The 19,937-nt window shown below is 68.9% G+C and carries 21 protein-coding genes and 1 tRNA gene; 8 read left to right on the top strand and 14 right to left on the bottom strand.

Translation table 11 applies throughout. From position 1 onward, the window contains the following. Positions 1–94: 94 nt before the first annotated feature. The 6 genes from AC6I9V_RS12090 to AC6I9V_RS12065 all read right to left on the bottom strand — a co-directional run bounded on the left by AC6I9V_RS12090 (position 95) and on the right by AC6I9V_RS12065 (position 4,103). The gene (locus tag AC6I9V_RS12090) at positions 95–1,207 is read right to left on the bottom strand and encodes a GNAT family N-acetyltransferase (protein ID WP_497899613.1); all 1,113 of its coding nucleotides are present in this window, start codon (positions 1,205–1,207) and stop codon (positions 95–97) included. Between the two features lie 93 nt (positions 1,208–1,300). Continuing rightward, positions 1,301–2,008 carry a 50S ribosomal protein L1 gene (rplA, locus tag AC6I9V_RS12085; RefSeq protein WP_146336856.1) on the bottom strand — a complete coding sequence of 236 codons (708 nt, stop codon included), beginning with the start codon at positions 2,006–2,008 and terminating at the stop codon, positions 1,301–1,303. Between the two features lie 177 nt (positions 2,009–2,185). Further along, positions 2,186–2,617, bottom strand: coding sequence for a 50S ribosomal protein L11 (gene rplK / locus AC6I9V_RS12080; protein WP_018773647.1), 432 nt, complete (start codon positions 2,615–2,617; stop codon positions 2,186–2,188). Positions 2,618–2,747: 130 nt separating this feature from the next. Further along, positions 2,748–3,554: a transcription termination/antitermination protein NusG gene (gene nusG, locus AC6I9V_RS12075; RefSeq protein ID WP_497899612.1), complete on the bottom strand. Its 807-nt coding sequence runs from the start codon at positions 3,552–3,554 to the stop codon at positions 2,748–2,750. Between the two features lie 112 nt (positions 3,555–3,666). After that, complete coding sequence (gene secE, locus AC6I9V_RS12070) at positions 3,667–3,951, bottom strand: preprotein translocase subunit SecE (RefSeq protein WP_146336854.1); 285 nt, start codon at positions 3,949–3,951, stop codon at positions 3,667–3,669. A gap of 79 nt (positions 3,952–4,030) precedes the next feature. Next, positions 4,031–4,103 (bottom strand) — tRNA-Trp (locus AC6I9V_RS12065). Between the two features lie 288 nt (positions 4,104–4,391). Here AC6I9V_RS12065 and AC6I9V_RS12060 point away from each other — a divergent pair. Continuing rightward, the gene (locus tag AC6I9V_RS12060) at positions 4,392–5,609 is read left to right on the top strand and encodes a pyridoxal phosphate-dependent aminotransferase (RefSeq protein WP_497899611.1); all 1,218 of its coding nucleotides are present in this window, start codon (positions 4,392–4,394) and stop codon (positions 5,607–5,609) included. Positions 5,610–5,840: 231 nt separating this feature from the next. On the opposite strand, the gene AC6I9V_RS12055 is transcribed toward AC6I9V_RS12060, so the two are convergent. After that, positions 5,841–6,473 carry a LuxR C-terminal-related transcriptional regulator gene (locus AC6I9V_RS12055; RefSeq protein WP_349412462.1) on the bottom strand — a complete coding sequence of 211 codons (633 nt, stop codon included), beginning with the start codon at positions 6,471–6,473 and terminating at the stop codon, positions 5,841–5,843. A gap of 53 nt (positions 6,474–6,526) precedes the next feature. Beyond that, a complete protein-coding gene (locus AC6I9V_RS12050) occupies positions 6,527–7,891 on the bottom strand; it encodes an ATP-binding protein (RefSeq protein ID WP_497899610.1) in 1,365 nt (454 codons plus the stop codon). 125 nt (positions 7,892–8,016) lie between these two features. On the opposite strand from AC6I9V_RS12050, the gene AC6I9V_RS12045 reads away from it, so the two are divergent. The 5 genes from AC6I9V_RS12045 to AC6I9V_RS12025 all read left to right on the top strand — a co-directional run bounded on the left by AC6I9V_RS12045 (position 8,017) and on the right by AC6I9V_RS12025 (position 12,084). Continuing rightward, on the top strand, positions 8,017–9,579 hold the full coding sequence (locus AC6I9V_RS12045) for a PspC domain-containing protein (RefSeq protein ID WP_497899609.1): 1,563 nt from the start codon (positions 8,017–8,019) through the stop codon (positions 9,577–9,579). Between the two features lies 1 nt (position 9,580). Further along, complete coding sequence (locus tag AC6I9V_RS12040) at positions 9,581–9,853, top strand: hypothetical protein (RefSeq protein ID WP_497899608.1); 273 nt, start codon at positions 9,581–9,583, stop codon at positions 9,851–9,853. Positions 9,854–9,856: 3 nt separating this feature from the next. Further along, positions 9,857–10,111, top strand: a complete 255-nt coding sequence (locus AC6I9V_RS12035) for a PspC domain-containing protein (protein ID WP_146336849.1) — start codon at positions 9,857–9,859, stop codon at positions 10,109–10,111. A 203-nt stretch (positions 10,112–10,314) separates the two neighbouring features. Further along, entirely contained in the window at positions 10,315–11,340 is a 1,026-nt protein-coding gene (locus AC6I9V_RS12030; RefSeq protein WP_349412226.1) for a 6-phosphofructokinase, read from the top strand. A gap of 33 nt (positions 11,341–11,373) precedes the next feature. Further along, entirely contained in the window at positions 11,374–12,084 is a 711-nt protein-coding gene (locus AC6I9V_RS12025; RefSeq protein ID WP_497899607.1) for a GNAT family N-acetyltransferase, read from the top strand. A 38-nt stretch (positions 12,085–12,122) separates the two neighbouring features. On the opposite strand, the gene AC6I9V_RS12020 is transcribed toward AC6I9V_RS12025, so the two are convergent. The 6 genes from AC6I9V_RS12020 to AC6I9V_RS11995 all read right to left on the bottom strand — a co-directional run bounded on the left by AC6I9V_RS12020 (position 12,123) and on the right by AC6I9V_RS11995 (position 17,584). Further along, on the bottom strand, positions 12,123–13,658 hold the full coding sequence (locus tag AC6I9V_RS12020) for a DHA2 family efflux MFS transporter permease subunit (protein WP_497899606.1): 1,536 nt from the start codon (positions 13,656–13,658) through the stop codon (positions 12,123–12,125). A 62-nt stretch (positions 13,659–13,720) separates the two neighbouring features. Further along, complete coding sequence (locus tag AC6I9V_RS12015) at positions 13,721–14,152, bottom strand: ankyrin repeat domain-containing protein (RefSeq protein ID WP_497899605.1); 432 nt, start codon at positions 14,150–14,152, stop codon at positions 13,721–13,723. Further along, positions 14,149–15,231, bottom strand: a complete 1,083-nt coding sequence (gene ygfZ, locus AC6I9V_RS12010) for a CAF17-like 4Fe-4S cluster assembly/insertion protein YgfZ (RefSeq protein WP_497899604.1) — start codon at positions 15,229–15,231, stop codon at positions 14,149–14,151. The genes AC6I9V_RS12015 and ygfZ overlap by 4 nt, the downstream gene beginning before the upstream one ends. 22 nt (positions 15,232–15,253) lie before the next feature. After that, entirely contained in the window at positions 15,254–15,976 is a 723-nt protein-coding gene (locus AC6I9V_RS12005) for a flavodoxin family protein (RefSeq protein ID WP_349412232.1), read from the bottom strand. A 75-nt stretch (positions 15,977–16,051) separates the two neighbouring features. After that, positions 16,052–16,666 (bottom strand): nitrobindin family protein, encoded by a 615-nt coding sequence (locus AC6I9V_RS12000; protein WP_349412233.1) that lies wholly within the window; start codon positions 16,664–16,666, stop codon positions 16,052–16,054. A gap of 183 nt (positions 16,667–16,849) precedes the next feature. Next, positions 16,850–17,584: a permease gene (locus AC6I9V_RS11995; RefSeq protein WP_497899603.1), complete on the bottom strand. Its 735-nt coding sequence runs from the start codon at positions 17,582–17,584 to the stop codon at positions 16,850–16,852. A gap of 294 nt (positions 17,585–17,878) precedes the next feature. On the opposite strand from AC6I9V_RS11995, the gene AC6I9V_RS11990 reads away from it, so the two are divergent. Both AC6I9V_RS11990 and mshD read left to right on the top strand, forming a co-directional pair. After that, the gene (locus AC6I9V_RS11990; protein ID WP_146336841.1) at positions 17,879–18,577 is read left to right on the top strand and encodes a winged helix-turn-helix transcriptional regulator; all 699 of its coding nucleotides are present in this window, start codon (positions 17,879–17,881) and stop codon (positions 18,575–18,577) included. A 270-nt stretch (positions 18,578–18,847) separates the two neighbouring features. Continuing rightward, positions 18,848–19,840, top strand: coding sequence for a mycothiol synthase (gene mshD, locus AC6I9V_RS11985; RefSeq protein WP_497899602.1), 993 nt, complete (start codon positions 18,848–18,850; stop codon positions 19,838–19,840). The last annotated feature ends 97 nt before the right edge of the window (positions 19,841–19,937 follow it).

Below are 19,937 nucleotides of genomic sequence, written 5' to 3'. Positions count from 1 at the left end.
CCGGGCTTTCAAGCGTCAGCATATGCCCGTTCGGGCCCGCATTCCATGGCCCGGCAGGGTCAGTTTTCCGCCGTCCCCGGCCACCAGGCGGAGCCTAGTCGGCAGCGGCGGAACCTCCCGCGTTGACGGTCTTCTGCCACTCCCCGTCCCAGCCGGCCGGCCGGAATCCGAGCGCGACGTTGATGGCCAGCATGTGGTCGTTTTCGGCAGCGTTGAACGTGGTGACACGCCGGACGTCCGGGTAGTCCGCGAGGCGCCGGAGGTTGGCGATCTTGACGAGCATCCCCAAGCGGTGACCGCGGTGGGGTGCGACCACGAGGGTGTCATCCTGCTCCGCCAGCCAGGGTTTGCCGGGCGCCAGTTCAAGCACCGAGTAGGCAGCCAGCTCGCCGCTGTCCAGGTGCCGCGCCGCCGTCACGAGCGAGGTGTTGCCGGCCCGCTTCCAGGTGTCCTCGACATGGCGGACGCGGGCGGTGTCCCAGATTTCCTCTTCATAGCTGAGGCCCCCGGTCGGCGCATCGGTGCTCATCCGCGACATCAGGACCGCGAGTTGCGCCACGTGCTCGTCCGGGCAGTGGTCCGTCCAGCTCAGCAGTTCGTAGCCTGCTGCCTTGGCCCGCGCATCCCGCTCCAAACGGTCCAGTCCCGGGGCTGAGCCGGCGACGTCCAGGCTGCTGTACCGCTCGACCTGTTCCAGCCGGTAGCCCGCCGCCGTGGCGAAGCGGACACCGCGCGCCGTCGCCGGCAGCGCACCGGTGCCGGTCAGCGGTGCGAGCACGCCCGGGCCGTCGGCGTCGAAGTCCGCCGGGTGCTCCGAGTAGCTCTTCAGGACGGTGCGGCCCTCGGCGGCTGCCAGCGCTTCAGCGTGTTCGAGCAGCGCACGGCCGATTCCGCGGCCGGCGCAGGCCTTCAGCACGGCGACCTGCAGGAGTGCGCTGCCCAGGTTCTCCTGCAGCCCGAAGCGGACCCAGGACTTCGCCACCATCCGCCCGTCGAGGCGCACGAAGAAGATCCGCGTCCGGGTGTAGACGTTGTCCTGCCAAAAACGCAGCCGCGCCCGGTCCGCCGTCGCGCGGTCCATGCTGCCCCATATCTCCTGGGTGATGGCGTCGCAGAGCCGGCCGAACTCGAGGAACTCGGCGGCGTCGGGCGCGTCAAGGGACTCGGGCAGGGAAAGGGGCTCGATGCGGTACGTCGCGGCAGTCACCGGCACAGCCTAGCCGCCGCCCGGAACGCAGAAAAGACCGCCCCGCTGACGCGGGACGGTCTTTTCGCTGCCTGTTCAGGCTAAGCCGGAGGCTTAGGCCTCGGTCAGGACCTTGGTGACGGCGGGGTCAACCGAGATACCCGGGCCGAACGTCGTGGCGACGGTGGCCTTCTGGATGTAGCGGCCCTTGGAAGCGGACGGCTTGAGGCGGAGAACCTCTTCCAGGGCAGCGGCGTAGTTCTCGGCCAGCTTGACGGCGTCGAAGGAAACCTTGCCGATGATGAAGTGCAGGTTCGAGTGCTTGTCGACGCGGAAGTCGATCTTGCCGCCCTTGATGTCGTTGACGGCCTTGGCGACGTCAGCGGTCACGGTGCCGGTCTTCGGGTTCGGCATCAGGTTGCGCGGGCCGAGGACCTTACCGAGGCGGCCAACCTTGCCCATGAGGTCAGGGGTGGCGACGGCGGCGTCGAAGTCGGTCCAGCCGCCGGCGATCTTCTCGATCAGGTCGTCGGAACCAACGAAGTCGGCGCCGGCCGCGATGGCGGCTTCAGCCTTGTCACCGGTGGCGAAGACCAGGACGCGGGCGACCTTACCGGTGCCGTGCGGCAGGTTGACGGTGCCGCGGACCATCTGGTCGGCCTTGCGGGGGTCGACGCCGAGGCGGAACGCGACCTCAACGGTGGCGTCGAACTTGGACGGGTTGGTGTCCTTGGCGAGGGTCACTGCCTCGAACGGCGCGTAGAACTTCTCCGCGTCGATCTTGGCGGCGGCTGCCTCATATGCTTTGCTGCGCTTTGCCATGCTGCTTATTCTCCTTGTGCAGTTGTGGTCTGCGGACCGCGCTGGGCCCTGCCACAGTCGGGATCCCGGTGGTGTATCCGGTTCCCGCTCTTCTATGTTTAGGTGGTGCCGGTCGCCCGGCGGTGCTGACGGCGTCGTGATCGGTTCCCCGAACCCGGCGCATCAGCGGTGGGGGAATTAACCCTCGACGGTGATACCCATGGAACGGGCGGTGCCGGCGATGATCTTCGCGGCGCCTTCCAGGCTGGTGGCGTTGAGGTCTTCCATCTTGGTGGTGGCGATCTCGTTGACCTGGGCCTGGGTCAGCTTGGCAACCTTGACGGTGTGCGGGGTAGCCGAACCCTTGGCGACGCCTGCAGCCTTCTTGATGAGCTCTGCAGCCGGCGGGGTCTTGGTGATGAACGTGAACGAGCGGTCCTCGTAGACCGTGATTTCAACCGGAATGACGTTGCCGCGCTGGGCTTCCGTCGCAGCGTTGTACGCCTTGCAGAATTCCATGATGTTGACACCGTGCTGGCCAAGCGCAGGACCGATCGGCGGGGCCGGGTTGGCGGCACCTGCCTGGATCTGCAGCTTGATGAGGCCGGTGACCTTCTTCTTGGGAGCCAATGTAGGGTCCTTCTCTCAATTACGTCCTGGGACACAGGAGCGTGCCTCAGGTTGGTGGCCGCCATGGCGAGGCGGCCGGCCGCTCCGGGGCTGCTAAGCGGGCAGTCCGGGGCGAATTCTGTTGGTATTGCTAGATCTTGCTGACCTGGTTGAACGCCAGGGTAACCGGGGTCTCGCGCTCGAAGATGGAGACCAGCACCACCAGGGTCTGCGAATCGACCTTGATCTCGGAGATCGTGGCGGGCAGGGTCTCGAAGGGGCCCTCCTTGACGATGACCGACTCGCCGACCTCAAAGTCGACGTCGACGGCGGCGGCAGCGTGCTTGACCGGCTTGCCCTTCTCGGCCTGCTCTTCTTCGAAGACCGGGGCGAGCATGGAGAAGACCTCGTCGAGGCGCAGCGGCACGGGGTTGTGGGCGTTGCCCACGAAGCCGGTGACGCCGGGGGTGTGGCGGACGGCGCCCCAGGAGGCGTCCGTCAGGTCCATGCGGACCAGGACGTAACCGGGGATGCGGACGCGGTTGATGACCTTGCGCTGAGCGTTCTTGATCTCAACGACTTCTTCCATCGGAACCTGGATTTCGAAGATGTAATCTTCCATGTCCAGGGTCTGGATGCGGGTCTCAAGGTTGGCCTTGACGCGGTTTTCGTAGCCGGCGTAGGAGTGGATGACGTACCAGTCACCTTCCTGGCGGCGCAGCTTGGCCTTGAACTCCTCGGCGGGGTCGACGTCGGCAGCGGCGGCGGCCACCGCAAGGGCGTCGCCTTCCTCGCCGGAGTCGGTGCCCTCGGCAGCTACGGCCTCGTCGGCAGATTCGTCAGCGGCGTCGGATGCGGGCGCAGCAGACTCAGCCTCGGACTCTTCCGTGGTTTCCACCGCGGCGTCCTGGCTCTTATCCAGCTCAGTCTCGTTTACCTCGAGCTCCTGCTCAGACACTTGGTCTCCTGCTTCCTCATTGCCTAACATGCCTATTTAAATGGCTCAATTCCGCACACCCCGCGGAAGCTCCGGTTTCCCGGAGGTCCACGCAGTCTGCGGACCGGTCGCCTTAGCGGTCCGTGGCGCCTGTTCCGCCGAAGACCCAGCTCACTCCGGTCCCGAAGGCCAGGTCCAGCAGGGTGACGATCACCATCATGATGACCACGAACACCAGCACCACGAGCGTGTAGTTGATCAGTTCCTTGCGGGTGGGTGCAACGACTTTCTTCAGTTCGCCGATGACCTGGCGGACGAAGAGTGCAATCCGAGCGAAGAAGCCTGCCTTGGGGGCATTCTTGGCGGGGCGGCCTTGGGAGCTGCTGGCAGCTGTTTCGGTCACCTGATCCTCACTCATCCTCGCGATGTCGGATACCCGGCTCTGGACTGAACCATGGTTGCTGCGCTGGTTCCGGTAAACCCCGGAACAGCTTGCGCAGGGCAGACAGGACTCGAACCTGCAACCTGCGGTTTTGGAGACCGCTGCGCTACCAATTGCGCCACTACCCTATGGATCGAAAACCGGTCAGACTGCGCTGTTTCCGCAGGCTTCCCTGAGGCGCACGCCATCATCGTGTTTTCAACACCGGAGAACCAGTCTACGCAACAACTGCGTCCACGTCGAACCGGCCCCGTCCGGACCCTTGGCTGCCTGCGGAAATGGCCGACTGTGAGGTCTCATTCCCGCGGTGGGTCACATTCATACCCGGCACCCCGGAGGATCCGCTGAACAGCATAGAGTAGATTTCGTCGAATCCCACATCCAGCCCCGAGCTGAACGCGAAGAACGGACCCGCAATGCCTGCCGCCCGCATTTCCCAGCGCATTTCCGCCATAGCCGAATCCGCCACCCTGGCTGTCGATGCCAAGGCGAAGGCGTTGAAGGCGGCCGGCCGGCCTGTGATCGGCTTCGGCGCCGGCGAACCGGACTTCCCGACCCCCGGCTACATCGTCGAGGCAGCCATCGCAGCCGCAGGGCAGCCGAAATACCACCGCTACTCCCCTGCCGGCGGGCTGCCCGAGCTGAAGCAGGCCATCGCGGACAAGACGTTCCGGGACTCCGGCTACAAGGCCGAGGCCGCCCAGGTGCTGGTCACCAACGGCGGCAAGCAAGCCGTTTACAACACGTTTGCCACCCTGCTGGATCCGGGCGACGAGGTGATCGTCCCGTCGCCGTTCTGGACCACCTACCCGGAGGCGATCCGGCTGGCCGGAGGCGTTCCGGTAGAGGTCTTCGCGGGCCCCGAACAGGGTTACCTGGTCACCGTGGAGCAGCTCGAAGCGGCCCTCACGGACCGCACCAAGATCCTGCTCTTCGTGTCCCCCTCCAACCCCACCGGAGCCGTGTACTCCCCGGAGCAGGTCCGGGAAATCGGCCAGTGGGCCGCCTCGAAGGGCCTCTGGGTGGTCACGGATGAGATCTACGAACACCTGACCTACGACGGCGTGCCTTTCACCTCGATCGCCACGGCCGCCCCGGAACTCGGCGACAAGGTGGTCATCCTCAACGGCGTCGCCAAGACCTACGCCATGACCGGCTGGCGGGTAGGCTGGATGATCGGCCCGGCCGACGTCATCAAGGCCGCCACCAACCTGCAGTCGCATGCCACGTCCAACGTTTCAAACATCATGCAGGTCGCGGCCCTCGCGGCCGTGTCCGGTCCGCTGACCGCGGTGGACGAGATGAAGGTGGCCTTCGACCGCCGTCGGAAGGCCATCGTGGCCGGGCTCAACGCGATCGAGGGCGTGGACTGCCCCACCCCCAAGGGGGCGTTCTACGTGTACGCGGACGTCCGGGCGCTGCTGGGCAAGGAATTCCCCTCCGCGAACGGCCCGGTGCGGCCCTCGACGTCGGCCGAACTCGCCGCGCTGATCCTCGATGAGGTGGAGGTCGCCGTCGTTCCCGGCGAGGCCTTCGGCCCCTCCGGCTACCTGCGGCTGTCCTACGCCCTGGGCGACGAGGACCTGGCCACCGGCGTCGGCCGCCTCCAGGACTTCCTCGGCAAGGCGAAATAACGATCCCTCCGATCCTGCAGCAACAAAACGGACGCTCCCGCAGGTCCTGCACGATTACCACGAACGCTCCCGCACTCACTGCGGGGGCGTTCGTCGTAAGACGCCCGGAACTGAGGGAGCGTCCGCCGAAAGGCCGCCGGAACTGAGGGAGCGTCCGTCGGAAGGCCGCCGGAACTGCGGGAGCGTCGGGGGGCTAGCCGCCGGAACTGCGGGAGCGTCGGGGGGCTGGGGTCAGAGGAGGCGGCGTTCCGCGGCCCAGCGGGTCAGCTCGTGACGGCTGGAGAGCTGGAGCTTTCGCAGCACCGCGGAAACGTGGGTCTCGACCGTCTTGATCGAGATGAAGAGTTCCTTGGCGACTTCCTTGTAGCTGTAGCCGCGGGCGATCAGCCGCATCACTTCGAGTTCGCGGGCGGACAGCCGGTCGAGCTCGTTGTCGGCGATGTCCGCGGGGGCGGTGCCGAAGGCATCCAGGACAAAACCGGCCAGCCGGGGTGAAAAGACGGCGTCGCCGCCGGCCACGCGGCGCACCGCGTCGCTGATCTCGGCCCCCGAGATGGTCTTGGTGACGTAGCCCCGCGCGCCGGCCCGGATCACGGAGACCACATCCTCTGCGGCATCCGACACGCTCAGCGCCAGGAACCGGGTGCTGCCCAGCAGCGCCGCGGAACCGGCCAGCACGTCGCGACCGCCGCCGCCGAGTCCGCCGGGGAGATGGACGTCCAGCAGGACGACGTCGGGCCGTGTTGCGGCAATCACGGCGACGGCTTCCTCCACGGTCCCGGCCTCGCCGACGACGACGACGCCGGGGTCGAGGTCGGCCTTCAGCCCGGACCTGAAGATGGCGTGGTCATCGACGATGACCACGCGCGTGGCGCCGGGCGGGTTCGCTGCCCCGCTGCCTGCCACTGACTGGTTGCTCACTGCGTGGTGTCCTCTCCGTTGGTTGCGGCGGCCCCGTTGGTTCCGGCCGTGCCGTTGGTTCCCGCAGCGGCCGCGAGCGGCAGCCGGAGCCGGACCTCGGTGCCGTCGGGGCTGCTGGCGATGGTTGCGGTGCCGCCGTGGCGCCGCATCCGCCCGATCATGGATTCGCGCACGCCCAGGCGGTCGGCCGGGATGGACCCCGGATCGAACCCCGGGCCCCGGTCCTTGACGAACACCTCGGCGGCGTCGTCGGTGACCTCAAGGTAGACCGAGACGGCGCCGCCGCCGTGGCGGGCCGCGTTCAGCATGGCTTCGCGTGCCGCCTGGACCATGGCCTCCAGGCGTTCGGTGAGGGCGCAGTCGCCCACCGTGACGACGTCGACGGCGTGCCCAAGCGAGTCTTCCACCTCCGCGGCGGCGGCCTGGAGCGCGTCGGAGAGCTGGCCCGCTTCGCGTCCCGGGTCCCGGTAGAGCCAGCCCCGCAGTTCCCGCTCCTGCGCGCGGGCCAGGCGGACGACGTCGTGCTCGCTGCCGGCCCGCCGCTGGATCAGCGCCAGGGTCTGGAGCACCGAATCGTGCAGGTGGGCGGCGATCTCGGCCCGTTCGGTGGCCCGCACCCGGCCGGCGCGCTCGGCCTCCAGATCCCGCCAGAACTTCAGCCCCCAAGGCAGCAGCACCAGTGCCACGCCGCCGAGGACGGCGACGGACGCCAGCAGCGCCAGCCAGGTCTGCTCCCAGGACCCGGAACCGGAGACCATCAGCAGCACGCCGGCCACGACCAGGCCGAGCCCGGCCGCGAGCCTGGCCCAGCCGCCGGCCTGATCGGCCTTGGTCTTGTCCACAATGCCCGCGCGCCGGGTCTCATCGAGCTGCATCCACGCAATCGCGGCGCCGCCCAGAATCGCGGCCACCGGGATCAGGGTGCCCAGTGGGACGTCCAGGCCAAAGAGCCGCGCGATCAGGATGCCGGCCGCCAGCAGAAGCCCCGCGCCGAGCAGGATCTCCTTGCCGTACGGCATGCCCGGCAGCCGGCTCCGCCAGGATCCGGCCGGCACGCCGGCGGGCCCGCCGGGCCGGGAGATGGACGGAAGGCCGTCCCCGGCGTGGTCACTCACAGCCGGGGCGATCGGCGACGCCGGCCGCCGCGCGGTGCGCTTGGCGCTCTCGTCCGCGGTGGGCACCATAATCCAGAGCCAGGCATAAAACGCGACGCCGGCACCGCCCGCGAGCGCCGCCACCACCATGCCGATCCGGACCATCTGCACCGGCCAGCCCAGGTGGTGGGCGAGGCCCGCGCAGACACCGGCAATCATGCGGTCACTGCTGCGCGCCAGGGGCGGGCGGGAAACGGCTGTTGTCATGCCTCAATCCAAACACGGACCGGGGTTTCCCGGAGCCGTTTTCGGGCCGAACCGGGGGCCGCTCAGGGACGGTTCAGGGTGTTCCCCAGTAGAGCGGAGACCCCCGCGGGCAGGAGGATCGAAGTATGAACCCGCACACTCCGCACCCAGATGAAGACCCGAGCGTCCCGGGCCGTCCGGACACCACCCCGGACGGCACCCCGGACGCCCGTTCCGGCGGTTCCGACGGGAACCGTGCACCCGCCGGCGAGCCCGCCCAGGAAGCGCCTCCCCTGTACCCGCCAGGCGGCCCCTACCCCTCCTCCGCCGGCACCACCCCGCCGCGCTATCCCGGCACCCCGGGTCCCGGCGCGCAGCCGCAGAACTTCTTCGACTGGATCCGCGGGCACGGCATCTACCGGGGCCGCGAGCGCTGGATCGGCGGTGTCGCCAGCGGCATCGCGCAGCGGCTCGGCGTCGACCCGTTGATTGTGCGCGGCATCCTGATCGTCCTGACAGTCTTCGCCGGCGTCGGCGTCCTGCTTTACGGGCTGGCGTGGGCGTTCCTCCCCGAGCCCGACGGGCGGATCCACGTCCAGGAAGCGGCGGCGGGCCGCTGGAGCTCGGGCATGACCGGAGCCCTGGTCACGACCATCATCGGCTTCCCCAGCCTGGGCAGCGGCGCCTGGGGCTGGGACCGCCATGGTTTCGGCGCTTTCGTCTGGACGGTGTTCTGGGTGGGCGGCGCCATCTATGTCATCTACTACCTGACCCAGCGCAACAAGGCCCGCGGTGCTGCGGCCCACGGCGCCTCCGCCTTCGGCCCGGCCGGGCACGCCCCCGGTTTCCCGGACCGGGCCGCCCCCGCCACAACTGTCCCGGGGTCCGTCCCGGACACCACCCTGAGCAACCAGACCCTGCCGCTGGAGGGCGTCCCGGCCCACGGCTGGCAGGAGCACTCCGGCGCCGGCCCGGCCGCCGCTCCGCCTCCGGGCCCCACCCCGCCCTACGGCGGCGGTTACGGCGGAGGGTATGGCGGCTACGGTCCGGTGCCGCCCCCCGCGCCCGCGCCGAAGACCCGCAACCTGGGTCCGGGCGCCCCCGCCGTGGCCGTCACCACCGGCTTGGCCCTGCTGGTCGGCGGCGGCATCAAGGCGCTCGACGCCGTGCACGCGATCAACCTGGGAACCACGGGCAACGCCGTGGTGTGGGCCAGCGGCGCGGCGGTGCTGGGCCTCGGCATCCTTGTCTCCGGACTCCGCGGCCGGACGGCCGGCATCCTGGGCTTCTTCGCCGTCGTCGCCCTGATCATCGGCGGGATCTTCAACCTGGTGCCCAACGCCGACCGGGCCCGTTTCCAGAACGTCGACTGGCGCCCGGTGAGCATCGAGCAGGCCGCGGACGGCTTTGACATCACGGGCGGGACCGGCACGGTGGACCTGACCAAGCTGAACCTGAACCCGCCGCTGGGATCCGACGTCGTGGTCCGGCTGGATGCCACGGCGAGCAACGTCACGGTGGCCATCCCCGCCACCGTCCCAGTCCAGGTGCAGACCGACCTGACCATGGGCAACCTCAACGACGGCCGCGGCAACCACGGCGGCATGACCACCCAGCAAAGCGACTACAACACGGACAAGACCGGCGGCCGCCTGATCGTCAAGATTTCCGGGACACTGAGCAACATCACCGTGAAGGAAGGGAACTGACATGAGCAGCTATGACCCGGCAACAGATGCGCCGGAAACGCCGGCGGACCCCTCAATGCCCGGCAGCCAGCGGGCCCGCGTCGGCACGGTGGTCTGGGGGCTGATCGTGCTGGCCCTGGCCGCGCTGATCATCATCTCCCGGCTCGGCATCGTCACCCTGAACGGGACCTACGTCCTGATCGGCCTGATGATCGGCGCCGGCGCCGCGCTGGTAATCGGCGGGCTGCTGTCCGCCCGCGGACGTGACAAAGAAACCACAACAGGGAAGTCTTGAACCATGGATAAGTTCTTCAGCATCGTCCGGGGCCTTGGCCTGAAACGCGGTCCGCAGCGCTGGCTGGGCGGCGTCTGCGGCGGGATCGCCGCCAAACTGAACGTCGACGTCGCGTTCGTCCGCATCGCGTTCCTGCTTTTCGCCCTCCTCCCGGGCCCGGCCTTCGTGTTCTACCTGGCGGCCTGGTTGGTCCTGCCGGACCAGCGGAACGCGATCGTCCTCGAATCCTTCCTCGAGCGGCGCGCGGGCCAGCCCTAACGGGTCTCCAGCCGGGCCGGGTCCGCGGGGACCCGCGGCGGCCAGATCCAGTCCCACCACCCAGTGCCCCTGCCGACGCCGGCGGGGGCACTTTGTGCGTTGGTCACGGTTTGTGTCCTGCCCCACATGCGCCAGTAGACTTCTAGGTGAGCTCAGCGTGGCGCTCTGCCTGTATCCCTTCGAACCAGGATTTGAGCCGAGACATGAAAATTGGAATCCTCACCAGCGGCGGAGACTGCCCCGGACTGAACGCCGTCATCCGCGGCGCCGTCCTGAAGGGCATCGCCGTGCACGGCCACGAATTCGTGGGATTCCTGGACGGCTGGCGCGGCGTGGTCGAGGGCGACATCATCGACATCCCCCGCGCACTGGTCCGCGGCATCGCCAAGCAGGGCGGCACCATCCTCGGCACCTCCCGGACCAACCCGTTCGAGAACAACGGCGGCCCGGAGGTCATCAAGGCCAACATGGAACGGCTGGGCATTGACGCCATCATCGCCATCGGCGGCGAGGGAACCCTCGCCGCCGCGAAGCGCCTGACCGACGCCGGCCTGAAGATCGTCGGCGTGCCCAAGACCGTGGACAACGACCTCGACGCCACCGACTACACCTTCGGGTTCGATACCGCCGTCGAAATCGCCACCGAAGCGATCGACCGGCTCCGCACCACCGGGGAATCCCACCACCGGACCATGATCGCGGAGGTGATGGGCCGCCACGTCGGCTGGATCGCCCTGCACGCCGGCATGGCCTCCGGCGCCCACGCCATCCTGATCCCCGAGCAGAAGGCCTCGATGGAGCAGATCACCGAATGGGTCGTCTCCGCCCGCGACCGCGGCCGCGCCCCGCTGGTGGTCGTCGCGGAGGGCTTCGTCCCGGAGGGCCAGGAGTCCCCGCACTCCGAGCGCGGGCTGGACACCTTCGGCCGGCCCCGCCTTGGCGGCATCGCCGAACTGCTGGCCCCCGAACTGGAGGCCCGCACGGGCATCGAGACCCGGGCCACCGTGCTGGGACACATCCAGCGCGGCGGCGTCCCCACGGCGTTCGACCGCGTGCTCGCGACACGCCTGGGCATGGCCGCGATCGACTCGGTGGTCGAGCAGCGCTGGGGCACCATGGTGTCCCTGCATGGCACCGACATTGTCCACGTGGGCTTCGACGCCGCCCTGGGCAACCTCAAGAGCGTGCCGAAGAACCGCTACGAGGAAGCCGCGGTCCTCTTCGGCTGAGGCTTCCGGGCGGCTGCTGGGTAGGGTTGGGTCATGACTCTTGCGCCCGGCTCCGCCGAAATCATCCAGCTCGCCTGGGACCGCAGGCTGGGATTCGACGACGGCGCCTTCGCCGGTGCCGCGGGACGCCGCCTCACCCTGGCCAACGACGCGGCGCGGTCGCTGCACTTCGTCCGCCTGTTCGGCAGCTCCGCCCTGGTGGGGCCGCAATGGGCCCTCGACGCCGCCGGCGGCTACACGGACGAGGAACTGGCCCAGCACGTCACGCTGCTGACCATTACCCGCGGACACGGCGGCCACGGGCTGGGCGCCGCCGCGCTGTTCTTCGCCGACGACCTGCCGCTGCAGCAGCCCTCCGAGGAGCTGACCGTCTCGCACGGGAACCCGGAAGCGATCGAACTCGAAGGGCTGTGCCCGCCGGACGACGTCAACGAGGTGGGCCTGGCGGACCTGGAGCACCGCTTCACCATCATGCACCTGGAGGACGGCCGCCGGACGCCCGTTGCCTGCGGCGCCTACACCGAGTGGGAAGGCATCCTGGCGCAGCTCGGGGTACTCGTGGCCCCCGAGTGGCGGCGCCGCGGCGTCGGCACGCTCGCCGGCTCCATCGCCGCCCACGAGGCCCTGGCCTCCGGCCTGACCCTGCAATGGCGCGCCGACGTCAGCAACAAGGGCTCACTCGCCCTGGCCCGGAGGCTCGGCTTCACCGCCGGCGGCATCCAGACCAGCGTGCTCCTGGGCTAGCCGCGCGTTTGGAGAGGTACCGCCCGGCACTGCCTGCCCTAGCCCCGCCGGGCCTCGGTCCCCTCCGCCACGGTGTGCCCGCTGCCGGAGGCCGGCACCGTGCCGGGGGTACCCCAGCCCTGGTGCGGCTGGGGCTTGGCGAAGAACAGTGCCACGGCCGCGCCGAGCAGGATCACGGCAGCGGGCAGCAGGATCGACTGGCCCATCGCCGTCGAGAACCCCGCGTGCAGCGCCTCGGGAAGTTGGCCGCCGAACGCCATCGGCCTCGACTCCCCCGAGGCGCCGGGCGCCGCCGGAAGTTCGGCCGCGAGCCGAGCCTGGATCAGCACGGCGATGGCCGCGCTGCCAAGGACGGCACCGATCTGGCGGGTGGTGTTGTACACGCCGGAGCCGGCCCCGGCCTGGCGCGGCGGCAGGTTCCGGGTGGCCGTGGAGCTCAGCGGCGCCCAGATCCCGGCGTTCGCGAAGCCCAGCACCGCGCTGGGGAGCAGGAAGAGCCAGATGGGGGTGTCCGGGTGCATCAGCGAGGCGTTCCAGAACAGCGCCACGGACATCAGGGTCAGGCCCAGGGCGGTGACGAATTTCGGGTTGACCCGGTCGATGATCCGGCCCACCACCGGGGCCAGCCCGCCGGAGATGACCGCCATCGGGACCATCATGAGCGCGGACTGGGTCGGGGTCAGGCCGCGGACCACCTGGTAGTAGAAGATCAGCGGGAGGCTGAAGGCGGTCACGGTGAAGCCCACGGTGGTGATGCCGATGTTGGCCAGGGAGAAGTTGCGGTCCTTGAACAGTCCCAGCGGAAGCAAGGGTTCGCCCTTATTGATCCGCTGCCAGGCCACGAAGGCGGCGAGGACCACGATGCCGCCGATGATCAGGCCCCACACCGTGATGGGGCCGGTGATGGTGCCCCAGTTGTAGGTCTCGCCTTCCTGGATGCCGAACACCAGCAGGAACAGGCCGACGGCGCTGAGCAGCACGCCGGGGATGTCGAACTTGTGCGGGTGGGTGCTCAGGGACGGGACGAACCGCCAGGCCAGGACGAAGCCGGCGATGCCGACGGGGATGTTGATGAAGAAGATCCACTCCCAGCCCAGCCCGTCCACCAGGACGCCGCCGAGAATCGGCCCCACCAGGGTGGCAACGCCGGCGGTGGCGCCCCAGATGCCCATGGCCGCACCGCGGCGGTCCGGCGGGAAGATCCGGGTGATGACCGCCATGGTCTGCGGCGTCATCATCGCGGCGCCAAGGCCCTGCAGGACCCGGGCCTCGATCAGGGTGTGGACGTCACCGGAGAGCCCGCACCACAGTGAGGCGAGGGTGAACACCACCAGGCCCGCGAGGTAGAGCTTCTTGGGCCCGAAGCGGTCACCCAGGCGGCCGGTGATGAGCAGCGGCACGGCGTAGGCCAGCAGGTAGGCGCTGGTCACCCAGATCACCGAGTTGATGTCCGCGTTCAGCCCCTCCATGATCTTGGGGTTGGCCACCGAGACGATGGTGGTGTCGATCAGGATCATGAAGAATCCGATCACCAGGGACCAGAGGGCGGCCCACGGCCTCGCTACGTTTTCCATCGGGGGTTCCTTACGGTGCGTGGTGCCGGTTGAAGTGTGGGGTGCGTCGGGGAAGCCTGGGCTCAGCCGAGGAGCGCCAGAATATCGTCCCGGGCGAACATTTGGGCGGCCGCCCGGGCGGAGGGGCTGCCGGCGTCGGGGTCGGCGCCGGCGTCCACCAGCACGCGGACGACGTCCGGGTAGCCCTTGAACACCGCCCCCGCCAACGGCGTCTGGCCGCGGTCGTTGGCCGTATTGGGGTCCCCGCCGTGCGCCACGATCAGCCGTACGGTGTCAGCATGGCCGTGGTATGCGGCGAGCATCAAGAGCGAATCGCCCGCCGCGTTGGTCAGCGTGGCCGGGGCGCCCGCCGCGAGGTAGCCGCCGAGCATGGCGGAGTCGCCCCCGCGGGCGGCGTCGAACAGGGCATGGGCGAGGGCGAGGGTCCCGTCGTCGGGACCCGGTCCTGCGGGCGCGGCCAGCTCCGGCGCCGCGGCCTCCGGGCCGCCGTTCACCGGGTCCCCCGGAGGAACCCGGTCTGCCGGCCGACGACCTGCCCCGCGTCGGGCGCGACAATGAGCTCCTGGGCCGCCGGGTAGGCTTCCTCGCCGTCCATCACGGTCAGCACCTCGTCCGGGGCGGTGGAGCGTTTGATGACGGCCAGGGCCACCGGACCCATTTCGAAGTGCTGCGCCACGGAGGTGACGGTGCCGACCTTCCGTTCGCCGGCGCGGACCTCGCTGCCGACAGCGGGCAGGGTGTGCTGCGAACCGTCCAGCTGCAGGAACACCAGCCGCCGCGGCGGGTGTCCCAGGTTGTGCACCCGGGCGATGGTTTCCTGCCCCTTGTAGCAGCCCTTCGCGAGGTGCACCGCGGTGCGCAGCAGGTCCAGCTCGTGCGGGATGGTCTTGTCGTCGGTCTCGGCTCCCCAGCGGGGCCGCCACGCCGCGATGCGCAGCGCCTCGGCCGCAAGCACGCCGGCCAGCGGGCGGCCCGCCACGGCGGCCTCAAGCTCGGCAGCGGGGACAAGGTATTCGAACCACGGCCGCTCCAGGCCGGGGTGCGAGTCTTCGCCGACCACCGCGTAGGAGTACCCGCCGGCCCCCACGTGCGGCCAGGGATCCTCCCAGACGAGCCGCCCGGACCACTCCGGCACCGGGCGGGTGGCGCCCAGAACGGCCCAGTCGGCGGACACATCGGCGATCTCGACCCGGAGCATGAACTTCATCTTGTTGAGCCATTCGGCCAGCGGGGCGGCTTCGGCCGCTTCGACGATCAGCCAGGTGGCGGCGCCGTCGTCCACCACCCGCGCGTCGAATTCGATCCGTCCCTGCACGCTGAGCAGCAGCAGCTCGCTCGACTGCCCGGGGGCCAGGGCGGTGAGCTGCTGGGAGGACAGGGTGTTGAGCCAGCTCAGCCGGTCCGGCCCGCCCACCGTGACCACGCCGCGCTGGGACAGATCGACGACGGCGGTTCCGGCGGCCAGCGCGCGCTGTTCGCGCAGCGGTTCGCCGTAGTGGGCGGCGACGCCGGCGTCCGCGCCGGCCGCTTCAACCGCGCCGGGGCGCGACAGCAGGGGGCTCTTGGTAGTCATATGAAGTAGAAGTCCCCAGCGCTCAGCGGTATTCCGGATTTTCGAAGTCGAATCGGGTTCCGGCTTTCCATCCCTCCGGCAGGTTGCCGTAGGCGGGGATTCCGCCGGCGTCCTTGAGGGTCCGGGCAAGGTGCAGCAGGTTCCATGTCATGAAGGTGGTGTTGCGGTTGGTGAAGTCGCTCTCCGGGCCGCCGGAACCTTCGTCCAGGTAGCTCGGACCGGGGCCGACCGCGCCGATCCAGCCGGCGTCGGCCTGCGGCGGGATCGTGAAGCCGACGTGTTGGAGGCTGTAGAGCACGTTCATGGCGCAGTGCTTGATGCCGTCCTCGTTGCCGGTGATGAGGCAGCCGCCTACCTTAGGGTAGAACGCCCACTGGCCCTTGGCGTTCAGTTGGCCGGAGTGCGCGTACAGCCGTTCGATCAGCTTCTTCGTCTGGGACGAGTTGTCTCCCAGCCAGATCGGGCCGGCGACGACGACGATGTCCGCCTCCTGCACGGCGGGGTACAGTTCAGGCCATTCGTCCGTGGCCCAGCCGTGCTCGCGCATGTCCGGATACACGCCGCTGGCGATGTCGTGGTCCACCGTCCGGATGACGCGGGTGGTGACACCCTGCTTCTCCATGATGGCGCGGCTGACCTCGATCAGGCCCTGCGTGTGGGATCGCTCCGGCGATCTCTTCAAGGTGCCGTTGAAGAAGACTGCCTTGAGGTCGCTGTATTGTGCGGGTTTGGTGGTGCCGTTCACTGTGGTGCTCCCTGCGTTCGCTGCGGACAACGGAAAATCAGTGAGACCCGGCGTTGCGCCAGCCGGACGCGCGGTTCAGCCGACTTTGCCGAGGATGGCGGAGGCGTGGGCCTCCAGTCCGGCTCCGGGCGTCGAGCCCTTGCCGGTGGCGACATCCCACCGCCAGAGCAGGTTCCCGTCGACCAGGCCGAAGATCCGCGTGGCCGCGGTGTATTCCTTGGAATGGCTGCCGCGCATCACCATGTCGGTGCTGAGCTGGATTTGCGGGCCCTTGATCTGGCCGTAGTACAGCTCCGAGATCCCGCCCGGGTGCGCGATGGAGACGGAAATGTCGAAGCCGCCGTCGCTGTTGCGCAGCTCCTCGACTTCGTCGGCACTCTTGAGCACGGGCACGATGTCGGCCGGGATGAGGCCGGGGCCGCCGTCCTCCTCGCGCTGCTTGCGCTCGAGGGCCCAGAAACCGGTTTCGACGGTCAGGGGGCGGAGCCTGGTTCCCTCGTCGTCGGTCAGCCACGATTCGGCCCGGTACTGCAGGTACGGCAGGCCGTTGTGGGTGAAGGAGACGTGCTGCAGGAAGTGCTCGGAATCTTCGTCGCCGGCACCGAGCCGTCCCCGGCCCTCCCACTCACCAATGAGCCAGGACAGCGGAACGATTTCGGGGGTCAGGTCGGTAGGGATTTCAATCGGCACAGCAGCTACCTCTGGAAACTACGGGGTCTGGACGGGTGGTGGCTCCGGCTGCCTACTTCTGGCCTTTGAAGAGCCGGTACACCACAAAGCCGGCGAACCAGGCCATGGCGAGGCTGGCGACGCCAAGCAGAACAAGGAAGAAAATCTCAAATGCAAGTACGGACATGATGCCATCCTAACGCGTTAGTGAATGAGTAGTTTGTCTATGAAGTAGGCCAGGGAACCGACCGCGGAGACAGGCCCCAGGCCCATGCCCAGCACGGCCGGCAGATTCAAAGTTTCGCCGCGCAGGATCACGAGCCGGCGGAAGCTGACCAGGACGGACCCGACGACGATCCCGACGACGGCGGCCGGCAGGACCGCGATGTCCGAGAGCACCAGGCCGGCCAGCGGACCGGCGAGCCCGGCCCCGACGATGCCCAGCGGCGCAACAATCCGGTCCGGCCAGCGGATCAGGCCCGCCGCCAGGGCGATCGCGGCGCTGATGGCGGCGATGAGCAGCATTTCGCGCACACCATTGAAGCGCGAACACGCGATCCAGCCGGCCCCCAGGCAGGAGAGCAGCACGCCGGCGCAGGAGCCCAGGGTCGATTCGAGGCGCTGGGCCTGGCCTGTGCCTCGGATCAGCTGCATCACAAAGACCGCCATCACCCCCGCCGCCACAAACGCCGGCGTCCAGTTCAGGAAACCCGGGGCGGGCAGGTAGGTGGCGGCCACGGCCGAGCCGATTCCGGGCAGGCCGATCAGGGCGGCGAGGGTTTTCTTGGCCGGGATGCCCAGGAAGTGCGGCCAGCCGATGCCGACGCAGGCGGCGGTGAGCGCGGCGACGGCCAGCAGCGCCTCGGGCGTTGAGTAGGCACCGGCGATGATCGCGGCGAGCCCGGCCAGGCCGATGGCCCCGACGCTCCAGGACTTCACGCGGTTCTTCCCAATGCGGCTCTTCCCACTGCTGTTTCCCCCTGCGGATCTTCCGCTGCGGCTCTTCCCAATGCGGTTTCCCGATCAATCCTGCCCTATGTGAACGTTTTGTGTCGCAAAAGAACCCTGCTGGAGCGGCGGAACACGCCCTGCGCAGGGCGTGTTGGGTATACTCAAGAATCAGCTACGCTTCCTCCGGCAGCCGCAGGCAGGGCACCGCCAGGAAGCTCAGTACCGGCCGGTGAAAGCCCGGCTCAGACGCCCAACGATGCGCGGACACCCCTTGGAGGAACCATGTCGCACATCCTGCTACTGACGAACAGCACCGGGTCATCGGTGGATGTCCTGCCTGCACTGGAACTGCTCAACCACCGCGTCCACATCCTGCCGGCCGAGCCCACTGCCCTGCTGGAAACCGACCCGTGCGACATTGTCCTGCTTGACGCCCGCAAGGACCTCGTTGGCGCCCGCTCCCTCACCCAGTTGCTCAAGGCGACCGGCCTGAGCGCCCCCCTGATGCTTATCCTGACCGAAGGCGGCATGGCCGCAGTCTCCTCGGCCTGGGCCGTGGACGACATCCTGCTCGAATCCGCCGGCCCCGCCGAAGTCGAGGCCCGCATCCGCCTCGGCGTTGCCCGGGCACTGCCCGACGCGGACGACACCCCCACGGAGATCAGGGCGGCCGGCGTCGTGATTGATGAGGCCAGCTACACGGCCCGGGTCAACGGGGCGGCACTCAACCTGACCTTCAAGGAATTTGAACTGCTCAAGTACCTGGCGCAGCACCCTGGCCGCGTCTTCACCCGCCAGCAGCTGCTCACCGAGGTATGGGGCTACGACTACTACGGTGGCACGCGCACCGTGGACGTCCACGTCCGGCGGCTGCGGGCCAAGCTCGGCGCCGACCACGAAAACCTGATCAGCACGGTCCGCAACGTCGGCTACCGCCTGACCCTGGTCCGGCAGCCGGACGAGGAACTCACCGAGGCCTGAGCGGCCCGCCGCCCGCGCCGCCCCCGGCTGGACACGAAAAAGCCCCGGACTGTGAAGTCCGGGGCTTTCGTTTCGCCAGTTGGCGTTGCAGTGGAGGACATACGGGTCGAACGTATCGAGGCCACCCCAGTGGTGGATCCCCCTCACATCCACTCAACGGTTACGCACCGTCCAGCCGGATGAGATATCGACTATACGTCCCGAAGCCGGTTGCATCAAATCGGCCGGATTTTCACCCAGCTTCGGGCGGCGGACGTATAGCCTTGCACCATGAGTCCCGCGCATCCGGAGAACTGGCCCGTACTCACCCTGCAGGGAGCTGTCGATGAACAGCTGCTGCGGGACGTCACCACGCTCGCGGCCGCCGCGGAGGAGTCCGACGGCACCCCCCCGCTGTCCGAACAGACCCTCGTGACACTCCGCGCCCGGGACGCCGGGCCGCACACCGTGCTGGCCTTGGCCCTCTACTCCCCCGACTATTCCGGCGAGGACTCCCCGGCCCGCCAAAACGCCGGCCGCGGCAACGACCTGGCGGGGTTCGCCGTGGTGATCGGGGAAGCCGACGGCACCGGGGTGCTGGAAGTGGCAGTGCATCCGAGCTACCGCAACCAGGGCGTCGCGGACCGGCTGGTCGGCGAACTGCGCACGGTGCGCGGCTTCACCGGGCTCAAGGCCTGGTCGCACGGCAACCACGAGGCCGCCGCGGACCTGGCCGCCCGCTACGGCTACGCACCCGTCCGGGAACTGTGGAAGATGCGGCTCGCCACGGCGGCCTCCGAACTGCCCGACGTCGCCCTGCCGGCGGGTGTCTCGCTGCGCGGCTTTGTGCCCGGCCAGGACGAGGACGCCTGGCTCGCGGTCAACCGGGCCGCTTTCGCCCACCACCCGGAACAAGGGAACATGAGCCGCGCCGACCTCGACGCCCGGATGGCCGAGCCGTGGTTCGACCCGGCGGGCTTCCTGCTCGCGGTCGACGCCGAGGGCCGGATCCTCGGCTTCCACTGGACCAAGGTCCACCCCCGGCACGGCGAGCACCCGGCGATCGGCGAGGTGTACGTCGTCGGCGTCGTACCCGAAGCCCAGGGCACCGGCCTGGGCAAGGCCCTCACTGTCGCCGGCATCAAGCACCTGCAGCAGCAGGGCCTGCACGCCGTCATGCTGTACGTCGACGCCGACAACATCCCCGCCGTCGCCTTGTACCGGCGGCTCGGCTTCTCCCGCTGGGACAAAGACGTGATGTACGCGCCGCGCGAAGGCCAGTAACCGCGCCTGCGCCCGGGCCCCGCCGCCGGGCGAAACCTGGGCTCATCCGGAGCTGATTCCTTGTAAGGTTGAAGCTAACTCGCGCCAGCATTAGGAG

The organism is Arthrobacter sp. SlRoot2-15, from assembly GCF_059739345.1.
The sequence above is the reverse complement of the archived record's forward strand: the minus strand, read 5'-3'. Positions and strand labels throughout refer to the sequence as shown.

Coding starts and splice junctions, on each gene's coding strand:
- AC6I9V_RS12035 (WP_146336849.1), top strand. CDS start 9,857: ATGGATAAGTTCTTCAGCATCGTCCGGGGCCTTGGCCTGAAACGCGGT.
- AC6I9V_RS11990 (WP_146336841.1), top strand. CDS start 17,879: ATGTCGCACATCCTGCTACTGACGAACAGCACCGGGTCATCGGTGGAT.
- AC6I9V_RS12025 (WP_497899607.1), top strand. CDS start 11,374: ATGACTCTTGCGCCCGGCTCCGCCGAAATCATCCAGCTCGCCTGGGAC.
- secE (WP_146336854.1), bottom strand. CDS start 3,951: ATGAGTGAGGATCAGGTGACCGAAACAGCTGCCAGCAGCTCCCAAGGC.
- mshD (WP_497899602.1), top strand. CDS start 18,848: ATGAGTCCCGCGCATCCGGAGAACTGGCCCGTACTCACCCTGCAGGGA.
- rplA (WP_146336856.1), bottom strand. CDS start 2,008: ATGGCAAAGCGCAGCAAAGCATATGAGGCAGCCGCCGCCAAGATCGAC.
- AC6I9V_RS12020 (WP_497899606.1), bottom strand. CDS start 13,658: ATGGAAAACGTAGCGAGGCCGTGGGCCGCCCTCTGGTCCCTGGTGATC.
- ygfZ (WP_497899604.1), bottom strand. CDS start 15,231: ATGACTACCAAGAGCCCCCTGCTGTCGCGCCCCGGCGCGGTTGAAGCG.
- AC6I9V_RS12040 (WP_497899608.1), top strand. CDS start 9,581: ATGAGCAGCTATGACCCGGCAACAGATGCGCCGGAAACGCCGGCGGAC.
- AC6I9V_RS12045 (WP_497899609.1), top strand. CDS start 8,017: ATGAACCCGCACACTCCGCACCCAGATGAAGACCCGAGCGTCCCGGGC.
- AC6I9V_RS12060 (WP_497899611.1), top strand. CDS start 4,392: ATGCCTGCCGCCCGCATTTCCCAGCGCATTTCCGCCATAGCCGAATCC.
- AC6I9V_RS12050 (WP_497899610.1), bottom strand. CDS start 7,891: ATGACAACAGCCGTTTCCCGCCCGCCCCTGGCGCGCAGCAGTGACCGC.
- AC6I9V_RS12030 (WP_349412226.1), top strand. CDS start 10,315: ATGAAAATTGGAATCCTCACCAGCGGCGGAGACTGCCCCGGACTGAAC.